This is a genomic window from Pseudomonas sp. KH_046_1 (genome assembly GCF_057839025.1).
Map to the genome: position 1 here is coordinate 5,389,418 of NZ_CM174481.1, position 13,999 is coordinate 5,403,416.

General features: G+C 61.2%; 12 protein-coding genes and 1 pseudogene. 7 read left to right on the forward strand and 6 right to left on the reverse strand.

The window, feature by feature from the left end:
- Window positions 1-78 precede the first annotated feature (78 nt).
- The 3 genes and pseudogenes from AC3IT9_RS24660 to AC3IT9_RS24670 form a co-directional block, all read right to left on the reverse strand.
- A complete protein-coding gene (locus tag AC3IT9_RS24660; protein ID WP_423502321.1) occupies window positions 79-687 on the reverse strand; it encodes a methyl-accepting chemotaxis protein in 609 nt (202 codons plus the stop codon).
- Window positions 670-1,395 (reverse strand): annotated as a pseudogene (locus tag AC3IT9_RS24665) (PAS domain-containing protein); the annotation flags it as partial. The pseudogene AC3IT9_RS24665 and the gene AC3IT9_RS24660, both read right to left, overlap by 18 nt.
- Before the next feature lie 117 nt (window positions 1,396-1,512).
- Window positions 1,513-2,826: an MFS transporter gene (locus AC3IT9_RS24670; protein ID WP_489271227.1), complete on the reverse strand. Its 1,314-nt coding sequence runs from the start codon at window positions 2,824-2,826 to the stop codon at window positions 1,513-1,515.
- 200 nt (window positions 2,827-3,026) lie between these two features.
- Here AC3IT9_RS24670 and AC3IT9_RS24675 point away from each other — a divergent pair, with 200 nt between their 5' ends.
- From AC3IT9_RS24675 to AC3IT9_RS24685, 3 genes are all read left to right on the forward strand, one after another.
- Window positions 3,027-4,445 carry a short-chain fatty acid transporter gene (locus tag AC3IT9_RS24675; RefSeq protein ID WP_489271228.1) on the forward strand — a complete coding sequence of 473 codons (1,419 nt, stop codon included), beginning with the start codon at window positions 3,027-3,029 and terminating at the stop codon, window positions 4,443-4,445.
- Between the two features lie 95 nt (window positions 4,446-4,540).
- Window positions 4,541-5,713: a hypothetical protein gene (locus AC3IT9_RS24680; protein ID WP_489271229.1), complete on the forward strand. Its 1,173-nt coding sequence runs from the start codon at window positions 4,541-4,543 to the stop codon at window positions 5,711-5,713.
- 144 nt (window positions 5,714-5,857) lie between these two features.
- On the forward strand, window positions 5,858-6,382 hold the full coding sequence (locus AC3IT9_RS24685; RefSeq protein WP_489271230.1) for an SET domain-containing protein: 525 nt from the start codon (window positions 5,858-5,860) through the stop codon (window positions 6,380-6,382).
- Between the two features lie 6 nt (window positions 6,383-6,388).
- On the opposite strand, the gene can is transcribed toward AC3IT9_RS24685, so the two are convergent.
- On the reverse strand, window positions 6,389-7,033 hold the full coding sequence (can, locus tag AC3IT9_RS24690) for a carbonate dehydratase (RefSeq protein WP_150728035.1): 645 nt from the start codon (window positions 7,031-7,033) through the stop codon (window positions 6,389-6,391).
- Between the two features lie 170 nt (window positions 7,034-7,203).
- Between can and AC3IT9_RS24695 the strand changes: the two genes are divergently transcribed.
- A complete protein-coding gene (locus AC3IT9_RS24695) occupies window positions 7,204-7,608 on the forward strand; it encodes a serine kinase/phosphatase (protein WP_150728036.1) in 405 nt (134 codons plus the stop codon).
- 107 nt (window positions 7,609-7,715) lie between these two features.
- On the opposite strand, the gene rimI is transcribed toward AC3IT9_RS24695, so the two are convergent.
- Both rimI and AC3IT9_RS24705 read right to left on the reverse strand, forming a co-directional pair.
- On the reverse strand, window positions 7,716-8,168 hold the full coding sequence (gene rimI / locus AC3IT9_RS24700) for a ribosomal protein S18-alanine N-acetyltransferase (protein ID WP_007978046.1): 453 nt from the start codon (window positions 8,166-8,168) through the stop codon (window positions 7,716-7,718).
- Window positions 8,161-8,907, reverse strand: a complete 747-nt coding sequence (locus AC3IT9_RS24705; RefSeq protein WP_150759036.1) for an energy transducer TonB — start codon at window positions 8,905-8,907, stop codon at window positions 8,161-8,163. The genes rimI and AC3IT9_RS24705 overlap by 8 nt, the downstream gene beginning before the upstream one ends.
- 219 nt (window positions 8,908-9,126) lie before the next feature.
- Between AC3IT9_RS24705 and mksB the strand changes: the two genes are divergently transcribed.
- From mksB to mksF, 3 genes are read left to right on the forward strand one after another with little or no spacing between them, the layout of a single operon-like run.
- A complete protein-coding gene (mksB, locus tag AC3IT9_RS24710; protein WP_191633672.1) occupies window positions 9,127-10,404 on the forward strand; it encodes an Mks condensin complex protein MksB in 1,278 nt (425 codons plus the stop codon).
- Window positions 10,394-11,095, forward strand: coding sequence for an Mks condensin complex protein MksE (mksE, locus tag AC3IT9_RS24715; protein WP_489271232.1), 702 nt, complete (start codon window positions 10,394-10,396; stop codon window positions 11,093-11,095). The genes mksB and mksE overlap by 11 nt, the downstream gene beginning before the upstream one ends.
- Window positions 11,092-13,932 (forward strand): Mks condensin complex protein MksF, encoded by a 2,841-nt coding sequence (gene mksF, locus AC3IT9_RS24720; protein ID WP_150756395.1) that lies wholly within the window; start codon window positions 11,092-11,094, stop codon window positions 13,930-13,932. Before mksE ends, mksF begins: the two co-directional genes overlap by 4 nt.
- The last annotated feature ends 67 nt before the right edge of the window (window positions 13,933-13,999 follow it).

The window sequence follows — 13,999 nt, forward strand, 5'->3', positions numbered from 1 at the left end:
CCTGGGGAAAAGAGCCGATTGTAGCGCCCACGTAACCCTGTGGGAGCGGGCTTGCTCCCACCAAGAGCTGATCGCAGGTCAGTTAGTGAGTTGATTGGCAAACTGCCCCACCGCATTGACCACTTTCTGCGCGCCGTCCTGGATCTCGACAATCACCGTACCCGCTTCCGCCGCCAGCGCCAGGCCCTGCTCGGCCTGAAGCCTGCCGTCGGTCATCAGGGCCACGGCGTTGCGCGCCATGTCCTGGTTCTGCCGCACCACGAGGACGATTTCGTCGGTGGCCTGGCTGGTGCGCGAAGCCAGTTGCCGGACCTCATCCGCCACCACGGCGAACCCCCGCCCCTGCTCGCCCGCTCGCGCCGCTTCGATGGCCGCGTTGAGCGCCAGCAGGTTGGTCTGTTCGGCAATGCCGCTGATGGTTTTGACAATGCTACCGATCACCAGCGACTGCTCGTTCAGGGCTTCAATGCCATCGCCGGCGGTTTGCATATGCCTGGCCAGGTCGCGCATCACGTCCACGGCCTGGGTCACCACGGCGTTACCGCGCTGGGCGCTTTGGTCGGTTTGCTGCGAGGTGCTGTAGGCGATGTTGGCGGCCTCGGCGACGGCATGTTCCTGATTGACCTGATCGGTAATCACCGTGGCGAATTTCACCACCTTGTAGAGCTTGTTGTTGGCATCGGCCACCGGGTTGTAGGACGCCTCCAGCCAGACCGTACGACCATGGCTGTCGACTCGTTTAAAACGGTTGGACACGTATTCGCCCGCGTTCAGGCGACGCCAGAAGTCCTGGTACTCGGCACTGTTGTACTCCTCCGGCAGGCAGAAGGTGCGGTGATGTTTGCCTTTGATCTGCGCCAGGCTGTAACCCATGCCGCTGAGGAAACGGTCGTTGGCGGCCAGCACATTGCCATTCAGGTCGAATTCGATCACCGCCGTGGAGCGCACCAGTGCGCCGATCAGGTTCTCGTGTTCGCGGGAGGCCTCGATGGTGCGGGTCAGGTCGCTGGAGAAAATCGAAAAATGCCTGATCCGCCCATCCGCCGAGCGCACCGGTTGCAGGATTGATCGCAACCACGCTTCCTGGCCGGTACCGCGCAACAGGCGCACTGCACCGGCGAAGTGCTCGCCACGGGTCAGCGCGCTCTTGAAACGCAGCTGGAATTCATCGGATTTCACGTGATCCGGAACCAGTTCGTCGATGTGTCGGCCAATCAGGTCGCCACTCTTGTAATGCATTTCGCCAAGGAAGTTCTGATTGACCGACTGAACCCGTCCATCGCTTTCGAGGGTCAGTACCAGCATCTCGCTTTCCAGGCTTTCCTTCACTTGCTGGAGGCTGGAGAGTTCTTCACGAAGAGCCGACAGCTCCTGCTTCAAGCGTTTATTGAACATGGGAAAGCACCGATGGACAGGGGTAGAAAGCGATATGCAGCCTAACCATCGGCCTTGGAAACATTTACTTAAGCGTGTTTCAGGCTTGTCCTGTAAAAATAGTTACGACGCACGCAATCAATGCGCGCCAGCCGCAGAACAGCCTGCGATTCTCGGCATCCGTGCACCAAAGTACGCCGCACTGCCCACGCCCACCGCGCCCATCACCGCACTGAACATCACGCAGATCCATGGACTCCACGGCATCAGGCCGATCAAGAACAGCGGTGTGACACTCGCCCACGCGGCGTAGGCAATGTTGTAGGTGAACGAAATGCCCGAGACGCGAATCCGCGCCGGGAACAGGCTGACCATCACCGATGGCACCGCGCCGACCACCCCGCAGGACAGCCCTGCCACGGCGTAGGCCAGGCCGATCCAGTCGCCGCCCATGATCAGGCAGGCATACAGCACGCCGATGCCCAGCGGCAGCAGCAGGCTATAGAGCATCACCGTGCGCCAGGCGTCGATGCGGTCGACCAACAGCCCGGCGAGCACGCAGCCGATGTTCAAGAACACGATGCCCAGTGCGCTCAAGGCAAAGGTATGGCTGGCGGTCATGCCAAAGGTTTTCTGCATCATGGTCGGGGTGATGACCACGAACACCACCACCGCCGAGGTCAGCACACAGGTGAGAATCATCGCCGGCAAAATGGCCAGCCGATGCTCGCGCAAGACCGTGCGCAGCGGCAGTTCGCCGGCCGCCTCGCGTTGCGCCTGCATGGCCATGAACACCGGGGTTTCGCTGAGCCAGCGACGCAGCCAGACGCCAATCACGCCAAACACGCCACCCAGCAGGAAGGGGTAACGCCAGGCGTAATCGAGGATTTCCGTTGGTGTGAATGCCTGCGCCAGGAAGGTGGCGGTCAATGCGCCGATCAAATAACCGAAGGTCAGCCCCGCCTGCAAGAAGCCCAAGGCATAGCCGCGATGGGCGATGGGCGCGTGCTCGGCGACGAATACCCAGGCACTGGGCACCTCACCGCCCACCGCCGCGCCCTGGAGGATGCGCAGGGCCAACAGCAGCAAGGGTGCTAAATAGCCGATTTGCGCGTAGGTCGGCATGATCCCGATCAGCAGGCAGGGCAACGCCATCATCAGGATGCTCAGGCTGAAGACTTTCTTGCGCCCCAGACGGTCGGCGAAGTGCGCCATCAGGATGCCGCCCAGCGGTCGCGCCAGGTAACCGGTGGCGAAAATCCCGAAACTTTGCAGCAGGCGCAGCCACTCGGGCATTTCCGGCGGGAAGAACAACTGGCTGAGGGTCAGGGCGAAAAACACGAAGATGATGAAGTCGTAGATTTCCAGCGCCCCGCCGAGCGCGGCGAGCCCCAGGGTCTTGTAGTCCGAGCGGTTGAACGGCGTCGGGCGCGAATCGGTGTTGGCAGTCATGAAAAGAACTCTGGCACAGGCAAAAACCAAGTCGCCCATGGTCTACGCAAATGCACTGGCGGACAACCCGTTAGACCAAAGTCCCATAGCCACGAAACAGCCCCGCAAAAATCCTCGGCTTGAATTAATGTTGGCGTCTGTCCAGACGGGCGGTTACTGCCCCGAAGACCAAAACAAACATAAAAATCCGAGGTACCCCCGTGGCCGCTGATATCGAAGATAGCCGCTCCGCCCGCTTTGCCCTGCGCTGCTCAAGTTTTGCCGAACGCTGGTTTCCCGACTCCTGGGTGTTTGCTGCCCTGGCGGTGATTATCGTAGCCCTGGCCACCATGGCGATGGGTGCCAAGCCCACCGATGCCGCGATGGCGTTCGGTGACGGCTTCTGGAGCCTGATTCCCTTCACCATGCAGATGGCCTTCGTGGTGATCGGCGGTTATGTAGTCGCCAGTTCGCCGCCAGCGGTCAAGCTGATCGACCGACTGGCAATGCTCCCGAAAAACGGCCGCTCCGCCGTGGCCTGGGTCGCGCTGATCTCGATGGTCGCCTCGTTGCTGAACTGGGGCCTGTCCCTGGTGTTCGGCGGACTGCTGGTGCGCGCCCTGGCCCGTCGCACCGATCTGAAAATGGATTACCGTGCCGCTGGTGCTGCCGCCTATCTGGGGCTTGGAGCGGTGTGGGCCCTGGGCCTGTCGTCGTCCGCAGCACAATTGCAGGCCAACCCGGCGAGCCTGCCGCCGTCGATTCTGTCGATCACCGGAGTGATTCCATTCACGCAGACGATTTTCCTCTGGCAGTCCGGTGCCATGTTGCTGGCCTTGATCGTGATCTCGCTGATCATTGCCTACGCCACCGCCCCGGGCCCGAACTCGGCGCGTGACGCCAAGGCGTGCGGCGTCGATCCGAGTTTCAACCTGCCACCGCTGCAACCACGCACCCGCCCTGGCGAATGGCTGGAACACAGCCCGCTGCTGACGATTCTGCTGGTGTTGCTGGCAGCCGGATGGCTGTTTCACGAGTTCTCGACCAAACCGGCCATCAGTGCGATTTCCGGGCTGAACACCTACAACTTCCTGTTCATCATGCTAGGTGCCCTGCTGCACTGGCGTCCGCGTAGTTTTCTGGACGCCGTGGCCCGTGCGGTACCGACCACCACCGGTGTGTTGATCCAGTTCCCGCTGTATGGCTCGATCGCTGCGCTGATGACCACGGTCAAGGGCGCCGATGCACAGTCCCTGGCGCACCACATCTCGACCTTTTTCGTCAGCATTGCTTCCCACGACACCTATGCCCTGCTGATGGGCGTGTACTCGGCGATCCTCGGTTTCTTCATTCCATCCGGCGGCGGCAAGTGGATCATCGAAGCGCCATACGTGATGCAGGTGGCCAACGACCTGAACTATCACCTGGGTTGGGCCGTACAGATCTACAACGCCTCCGAAGCCTTACCGAACCTGATCAACCCGTTCTACATGCTGCCGTTGCTGGGCGTGCTGGGGTTGAAGGCGCGGGACCTGATCGGTTTCTCGTTCGTGCAGTTGCTGGTACACACGCCACTGGTGCTAGTGTTGTTATGGGCACTGGGGACGACGCTGGCGTATACGCCGCCGGTAATGCCGTAACCATAAAAAAGGGCCGGTATTGATATCGGCCCTTTTTGTTCCGCCCTGTCTGTTTCAGTAACTGCTGGTCTTAATACGCTGAAAAGGATCTGAGCATGTTCAAACTCGCGGCACTCACTCTCGCAGCCCTCACCCTGAGCACCACCGCCCACGCCGATGTCAACCTGAAGCTGGGCACTACCGAACGCGTTACCCGCCTCTTCGCCTACCCCAACAACTGTAACGTGATCTGCTTTCGCAACTGGACGCTTGAGCAAACCGTCGAGCATTACCTGACCCAAAGCGTGCAGCGTGATGGCTACAGTGGGGCGAAGGTTCTGATCAAGACCGATAACAATCAGCTATATGCCGAAATCAGCGGCGTACCCAACGGCTATGAAAAGCCCCTGGCCGCGCTGCTCGACGCCGGTGACCTGGCCTATGACGGCGCCAGCAAACTGAATGCCGATGGCAAGTGGGCGTACAGCTGGTATCTGTTCCTGCCGCTGGGTATGGCCCTGGAAAATCGCAAAAGCGTCGAACTGCTGCACTTCCCGCCAGATTATTCGCTGACCCAGGCTCAGGATTACCTGAGGTCCGCCACCACGGATCGCTGGGCCACGCTGCTGACCGCCAACGGCATCCCGGCCGAGCAGACGCCGGGCTACCAGACGATCATCGACATCGCCCCGATTGCCGCGCCTTCCAACGCGGGCAAGGACCTCGAAGGCGTCTACGGCTACTTCAAGGATTACCAGACCACCATGGTCAAGGAAGTCAGCCTGAATGCCAGCGGCGCAGCACTGCCGATGGTCGCCTTCGGCACACCGGTGCGTAACTGGATCAAAGAGCAATACGGGCCGACGGTGAACGTGTTGGGCCTGACCCAGATCAACCCGGACAACGGCGTGAAAGTCCCCGTATTGGGCTCAAACCACCCGAGCTACATATGGTATGCCGCCGATCCGGCAAGCTACACCGGCAGTGACGCCCAGGCCAAGGCCGATGCGGCAGGCCTGAAAGTCATGGGCCAGGATTTGAGTGCCGCGTGCTGGCAGGCCGCCATGGGCCGTCAACCGGACAGCAATCCAGACGTTGAGCTCAATACCTGCAGGCAAACCTGGCAAGTGGCCCGCAAAGAAAAAACCTGCGAGCTGTTCTACACCTCGATCCGCCACCTGTCGCCCCAACAGGCCGCGGGTAAATGCGCGACAGCTTCGATCGTGTCCCAGCTCAAACAACTCAAGACCCCAGCGCCAGCCACGGCAAAACCTGCTCCGCCGTTGTAACCCGATGAACGGCTGCCCATCTGTCACTTATGACAGTAGACCGCCCGTAGTATCTGCGAGAGGCTTGGGCTGAACCCATGTGCCGCAGCGCTGACAGGAACGTCAGCGCAAGGAAGTCGCAGCACCCAGCAGACAGGGATCGTTATGAAAGCTCACGCCCCTCAAGGAAAACGCCCACAACCGCCGCAAGGTGTTTACCCCTTTTCGGAGCTGCCCGTTCGCCTGGGATTTCCTTCCCTGGCCGACTTCGAAATCATTGAAAACGCCAAGGGCGAAGCCACGGCTATTGCCGCACGGCGCGAATTCCCGCGAATCACTCGTCTCTGTCGGGCGTCGGGGCACTTGCTGCCCTATCGCTGCCGGCATACCCGCCAGCTCGCCCCGGGTGTGCACGTCTACGACCCGCGCTTCTGCGGACTGTTGCGACACTCCTGCGACCCCAATGTCTTCCTCGACTTGAGCGAGTTGTGGTTATGGGCGCTGAAGGACATCAGCAAGGGTGACTGGCTGACCATGGACTTCGCCGCGACCGAAGACAAACTGCAACGCCAGTTCGCCTGCCAGTGCGGCTCATACGAGTGCCGTGGCTGGATCACCGGCTACGATGAAGAGCCGAACGCCGACGGCCAGCTGTTTTTGCAACAGTGGCGTCGGCAAAGTCCGTGCTGAAGGGCTTTACAGGGGTTCGAACGGACGCAGGCGGTACTGCGGCGGCAGTTGCTCGAAACCGCTGATGGTCGCGTTCAGGCTCTTCCAGCGGCCATCCTTGATGCCGTAGATGCAGCCGTGGACCGACAGGCTCTGCCCACGGTGCCAGGCGTTTTGCACAATGCTGGTGTGCCCGACGTTGGCCACCTGCTGGATCACGTTGAGTTCGCAGAGACGGTCGACGCGCTCCTCTTCAGTGGCGTATTTGGCCAGTTCTTCGCGTTTTTCATAATAGAGATCGCGAATCGAACGCAGCCAGCCGTCGATCAGGCCGAACTGGCGATCCTGCATCGAAGCACGCACACCGCCGCAGCCATAATGGCCGGTGACGAGAATGTGTTTGACCTTGAGTACATCGACCGCGTACTGAATCACCGACAGGCAGTTGAGGTCGGTGTGCAGCACGACGTTGGCCACATTACGGTGTACGAACAGATCGCCTGGCAGCATGCCAACGATCTCGTTGGCCGGCACCCGGGCGTCGGAACATCCGATCCACAGGAACTCAGGGGTCTGTTGGCGAGCCAGCTTGGCGAAGAAGTCAGGATCTTCCTCCTTGATCGCAGCGGCCCAACGCTCGTTGTTATCAATCAGATCTTGTAATTCGTTCATGCTTTGAAGCCTCAAGAATGATGCGCAGCTTTGACTGACAACCGTCCGTCGGGGTCACGCGCGAAATGCAGATGCTCTCCTGATCCGGAACACACGGGGCTCCATGCCGGTGGAATTCTCGATCGCCACGAGGGTCAACCGTAGTAAGGCCTACAGTATGAGGAATTGCCATGAATGATTCACGACGTCCGTACGATGCGGTGCAACCGGAACCCGTTGATGACAACGAAGACCGCATGGGCTCGGTGCGTGAGCTGGATTTCGATGAAGAAGAGCCCGGCGCCAGAATCGGTGACGAATTGACGGACGAGAAGCGCGAGCAACTGATGCCTCGTCGCCGCGGACGTGAAGCGGGCCTGACTGGTGCCTCGACCAGTGACCATCAACCTACCGACGACGACCTGAGCCCGGAAACCCTGATCCGTGAAGACGGCGCCCGGGATGCCCATGAGGCGGGCGATGATAAGCGCGCGGATTGGGACCTGAGCATCGTCGATGAGGACGATATTGGCGGTGGCAATGGCCTGGATGAGGCGGAACTGGCGCGACGCGATCCGATGGACGGCAAGCGATAATTTTTTAGTGCCTGTTCAGCCGCCTTCGCGAGCAAGCCCGCTCCCACAGGTTTTATGTACGACACAAATCTCTGTGGGAGCGAGCCTGCTCGCGAAGCTTTTGAGGCTCAATCCACCAAAGTGCAGGCCATGACCACCGCATCTTCGCGCCCGCCCACCGCCGGGTAGTAATCCCGACGTCGGCCGATTTCGTTGAAACCATAACGCTCATACAGCTTGAACGCCGCGGTATTGCTGTCGCGCACTTCCAGGAAGCACTCCCGGGCGTCAGCCTTGTAGGCAATCGACATCAAGTGCTCAAGCAATGTCAGCCCCAGGCCACGGCCCTGGTTTTCCGGCTTGACCGTAATGTTCAGCAGGTGCGCCTCGTCGAGGATGATCTGCACCACACCGTGGCCGACCTGTTGCTGACCTTCGAACATCAGCCAGATCTGATACTTGCCCAGGCCATCGAGGAAAATCCCGCGGGTCCAGGGATGGCTGTAGGCCGCGTATTCGATTTTCAGTACAGTTTCCAGGTCCGCCTCGGTCATCGGGCGAAACGATACAGCGTCACTCATTCGATTCTTTCCAGCGCGCCATCAGCCGACGCATGGCTTGCCAGACATCAGCCTTACGCTGTGGCTCTTCCATTAATAATTCCAGGCCCGGTACCGCCCAGGCCGAGCCCAGGCCTTCGATCTGCAACTCGCGATTGAACGCCTCGGCATCTGCTTCGCCGGCAAAACGCACCGCGGGCAGGCCGATCAGCCACAAGCAGGCGCAGGGCGTTTCTTCCATGCGTACCGAGAGAAAACCTTGCACGAAGTCGCGGGCCGCTTCCGGGCCCTGATCCATCGTGCCACGCACCAGCAGTGGCCAACGCACCGGCTCACCGACGATCTGCGGGCTGTCCGGCAGACCGGCGGCACGCAGCATGTCCTTGAGCAGCAGGTAGGCAGGATCGCGCGTCTGGAAGGATTCGCCTGTGGGTAACTCCACCAGCAGCAGGCAACGCCCGGCCCGCAGCAATTGCAGGGCAAAACGCGGCGGCGGCACGATCGGCGCCTTGACCACGACCGGGGCCTCTTCGGCCTCCTCCACCGGTTTGGCCCCGGTGCGGGTGCTGGTCAGCGATGGTCGCGGCACCTCGATCTTCGCCCGCTCGGCCGGCTTGGCGACAGGCGCCACGGGCGTCTGAGCCACAACAGCGGGCACGACAGGCGCGACCACAACCGGCTCGGGGATCTCCAGCAGCTCGGGCCGCGACGGCGCGGCAAAGGGCAATTCGGTGCGCGGCAGCCAGTTGACCACCTGCATGGCGGCCAGATAAGCGCGACGACGGGACTCGATAAGCAAAGGTCGGCCACTTGTGGATAACTAAAGTGCGCTGATTCTACCGCCGTTCGCTAAAGATCGCCCGCAGTTGATCGATGCACTTTACCGAAAAGAAGGCGACAGCCCGTCCCGAGATTGAATCGCATTGCCCCCGATGCAGTACAATCGCGGCTTTTAATCGCCAACCAGCCGGCCATTACGATGATCGAACCCAAGCGCGTCTTGCGCGCCCTCGCTGAACACTGGGCACTTCTGGAGCCACTGTGCGAGCACTTCGACCAAGGCACACTGAGCCTGAACGAACTGCGCACGCAACTGGCCGCCCAGCAACTCGACAGTACGCCGCAGGACATCACCAGCCTGCTGGACGTGTGGATTCGCCTCGACATCCTGGTTCCCGTGGCCAAAAGCCCAAACCGTTTCGAGCTCAATGCGCAGATTCACGACTTCCTCGCCTACCTGCGCCGCGAACACCGCCTTGGCCTGTGTTTGGAAATCGAAGCCTACCTGCGCCACCTCGAGCGTTTGGCCGGTTATATCCAGGACGCGTTCGATATCCGCGACGGCAATGACCTGGCGCGCCAGTTGCGCCTGCTCGACATGCGGGTTCGCGATGTACTGAAAAAACTCGATAACGACGAACAGGCGCTGGTGGCCGTCGCCGAGCGGGCGAAAACCAGCGATCGGCAGATTCCATTGCGCCAGCGTTATGCTGAAGTGCTGGCGACCTGGGACGAATACGTCGAGCCGATGATTGATCTGGTGAACGCCGATGGTGCCTTCGAACAAGGCGTGCGCAAGGTCGAAACCGTGCTGCTGAAGATGCTCAGCGAACAGCAGCGCCTCGGCCACCTGGTCGACGACGACATGCTGCTGCGCACCCACGCACGCATCCTCGAAATGCAGACCAGCGCCCAGCTGACCCTGCGTCACGCCCGCGAGCTGCTGCTGCCGCTGCGTGAAGAAGCGCGCCGGCACAATGCCGTGACCCGTGGCGCGGCGCTGGCCTTGTCGATGATCCGTCGCAAGGGCATCGACGCCGTGCCACAAGCGGCGATGCCGATGTTCACTCGCCCGCAGAGTACCTTCCTCGGCAGTGCCAGTCAGGTCGAAGCCTACGTTTATGCCCTAGCGCGTTTCGAGCCGAAACCGGCGCGCTTCCCCAAGGCGCACAAGACCCAGAAAGGCGAAGCGCCACGGGCGCCACGCACCGTTCGGGAAATGCTCGAACGCTGCGAAGACGCCCTGCCGATGCCGGACCTGATGACCTGGTTGCTGGAGCAGGAACCGGACGGCGCCACCGACGAATTGCTGTACTGGTTCTCTCGTCTGTCGCGGGAAAAACGCTTCAAGCGCGAGCGTCTGGAACGTCGCCAATACCATACTCACGAGCATCAGGTCAGCCTGCGCTCCTTCGCCCTGCTCTCGGTCAGCGACACCGCCGCCGAGGATTCTGCGAGCACTTCTTATGCATCTTGATCTATCCGAACTGTCCCATCTGGCACCGATCTTTCGCGAGCTGTTCAAGGGTTACCACGTCAGCCGCCGCGATCCGGAGCTGTACGCACAGTTGTCGAACTTTCAGGACCAATACCGCACGCTGTTCAAGGCCCTGGGCTTTGAACTGGTCTGCGACACCCGCGGCTTCTACTACTTCGTGCCGGACCTCGCGGCGGCCGCGGTGAACAAGACCGCCCAGCGTCTGGCGCTGTTCACCTTCATCCTCGTCGAGCACCTGGCCGACCAGGGCCGCGACCCGATCTCCGTGCTCGACGGCGGCAGCCTCGGTCGCGATGAGCTTCCGTCGTTGCTGGAAAAGTACCGCGACCTGTTCATCCAGGCCGAGGTGCAGACCCAGGACGAGCTCGAAGAAAAAATCATGCGCCGCATGACCCAGCTCGGTTTCGCCAGCGAAGAAAACGGCGTCTACCGTTTCCTGCCGCCGATGCACCGCTTCCTCGATGTCTGCCTGTCGGTGCAGCAGGACCGCGATCTGGCCGCCAGCCTGCACAGCGTCCTGCCGTTGCCGGTGCCGGTGCTGATCGACGAAGACAGTGACGAAAAACTGCTGCAGACCGACGACCCGCTCGACCTCGCGGAATTTGCAGACGAAAGCGAAGAAGACGCCCTGGCCCGCGCCATTGCCGAAGAACAGGAGCTCGACGCATGAGCAAGGAACGTTACGGCATCCGCCGCTTTGCCCTTTTGAACACCGCCGGCTACAGCCTCGGCCTGTTCCCGCTGGAAGAGCCGCTGTCGGTCTACGGCGCGAACAACCTCGGTAAATCCGCCTCGATCAACGCCTTGCAGTTCCCGATCCTGGCGCGCATGTCGGACATGAGCTTCGGCAAGTACAGCCTGGAGCAATCCCGGCGCTTCTACTTCGCCTCGGACACCAGCTACATCCTGGTCGAAGTGAACCTGCCCCACGGCCCCCACGTGATCGGTGTGGTCGGCCGCGGCCCGGGCGGCGGTTTCGGTCACCAGTTCTTTGCCTATGCCGGCAAGCTGGACCTGGCCCACTACCAGAAAAACGACACCTGCCTGCGCCAGAAAGAGCTGTTCACCAACCTTGAGCGCGAAGGCCTGAAAGCCTACGAACTCAAGCCGGATGAACTGCGCCGCTTGCTGGTCGGCGGTCACACCTCGATCCCGCTGGACCTGACGCTGATTCCATTGCGCTCCACCAGCGAGCAGAGCCTGAAGACCTTCCGCGCACTGTTCATCAACCTGCTGCACATGCGCGAAATCACTGCGGCCAAGCTCAAGCAGCTGTTCCTCGATGCCTTCGAGCACAGCCTGCGCTCCGGTAGCGTCGACTACATCGCCGCGTGCGAAGAAGCGTTCCGCGATGTACGTCGCATGGAGCAGGACTACAACTCGCTGGTCGCCGCCGGCCCGCTGGTCGAGGCGCTGGCGAACGGCGTGAAGCAACGCGACATCCTGCGCGGCAAGCTGCACCGGATCTCTCCGCTACTCGACTCCCTGCTGGGTACCTGGTCGGACTACGCCAGTGCGCGCAAGGAAGAGCTGACCATTCAGGCCGAACACTACCGCAACGAGCAGGACGCCCTGCAAAACGACCAGCGCGGCGGTACCCAGGAACTGATGCGTCTGGAGCGGGAAATCACTGGCATCCAGCGCTGGCTCGGCGAATTGTCGGTGCTCAAGCATCGCTTTGCCCTGATCGATGACGTCAAGGTGCTGGAGCAACAACTGCTGGCGGCCAAGGACGCCCACGACGAACTGGCCGGTGCGCTGGCACAGTCCCGCCAGTTCAGCGCCGAAGATCTCGACGAACGTCTGCGCGACCTGGAAAAACGCCTGAAGTCGGTCAAGCAGCAACTCGATCACGCCGACAACAACAGCTATGCCCGCCTGCGCGAAGAGTTCTCGCAGCAAGACGTCGAACGCCTGATGCGCCTGTTCAACAGCGCGCTGTTCAGCCTGCCGCTAGGCGAACACGGCATCACCCTCGACGAAAACGGCGACTGGGTGAAATCCGTGGAGCTGATCCTCGACGGCTTCAAAGGCGAACGCTTCGAAGTGCCGGGCCTGTCCATCGACATCTCCCACATCGAACCGCCGGCATTGCAGGCCCTGGCTGACCGCGCAGCATTGCGCGACCAGAAGGAACGCCTGGACAAAGAACTCAAGCAACTCAAGACCCAGCAGGCCGTGGCCGCCGACCGCGCCGCGAGCAAGACCCAGACCGAAGCGCTGTACCAGCAAGTGCTGGACGCACAAAAAGCCCTGGAAGACTTCCGTCGCGCGCAAACCCTGAGCGCCGAGGAAGGCGACAAGCTGGAACAATTGGCGCAGATGGAAGCCGCTCAGGACGAATTGAAGCGTTCCAGCGACGCCTTCACCGAGCGCGTCCAGCAACTGTCGGCCAAGCTGCAACTGGTCGGCCGCCAGATCGGCGACATGGAAGCCAAACAACGCACACTCGACGACGCCCTGCGCCGTCGCCAGCTGTTGCCGGCGGACCTGCCGTTCGGCACACCGTTCATGGACCCGATCGACGACTCCATGGACAACCTGCTGCCGCTGCTCAACGACTACCAGGACAGTTGGCAAGGCCTGCTGCGGGCCGACGGCCAGATCGAAGCGCTGTACGCTCAGGTGCGCCTCAAGGGCGTGGCCAAGTTCGACAGCGAAGACGATATGGAGCGTCGCCTGCAACTGCTGATCAACGCCTATGCGCACCGCACCGACGAAGCCCTGACCCTGGGCAAGGCTCGCCGTGCGGCCGTAACGGACATCGCCCGGACCCTGCGCAACATCCGCAGCGACTACGACAGCCTCGAACACCAACTGGCACTGTTCAACCGCGAGATCAACAAACGTCAGGTCTCCAACCTGCAAAGCTTCCGCATCGTGCTCGCCCCGAACAAGGAAGCGCTCAAGCACATCGACCAGATCATCCACAGCGCCGGTCAGTACGAAGAAGGCGAAACCCTGTCGGTCTTCGACCTGAGCCAAAGCGCCGAGCAGGACAACAAGAACGAAGAGGCCAAGGAATACCTGGCACGGCTGGTGGCGGCCAACCACAACCAGCTCGGCCTCAAGGACTTGTTCGAACTGGCGTTCGAGATCACCAAGGTCAACGGTCAACCGGTGATCCACACCGACATCGATGGCGCCGCTTCCAACGGCACCACCATGACCATCAAGGCGCTGACCAACATGTACTTGTTGCTGCACTTGATGGACCGTGACCAGGCCGGTCGCGTGCGTCTGCCGTACTACCTCGATGAGGCGGCGGACATCGATGAGAAAAACCAGGCCGCCTTGCTGGAAACCAGCCTGCAGCTGGGCTTCGTGCCGATCCTGGCGAGCGTGAAGCCGCAGGTCTGCGCCAGTGTCGCCATCGACCTGGAAGGCGGCAGCGGCCCGGCCGGCATCTACATCGATGAGGCGGACTGGAAGTACATCCGTCGTCACGATCAGGTGAAGACGACGGTCAACGAAGAAGCGGATGAACCGGAGCTGGATGCGGTCTGAGGCTTGAATCGAAGGTAATAAAAAGGCCGCGATCCAATGGATCGCGGCCTTTTTTATCAACCCGTTT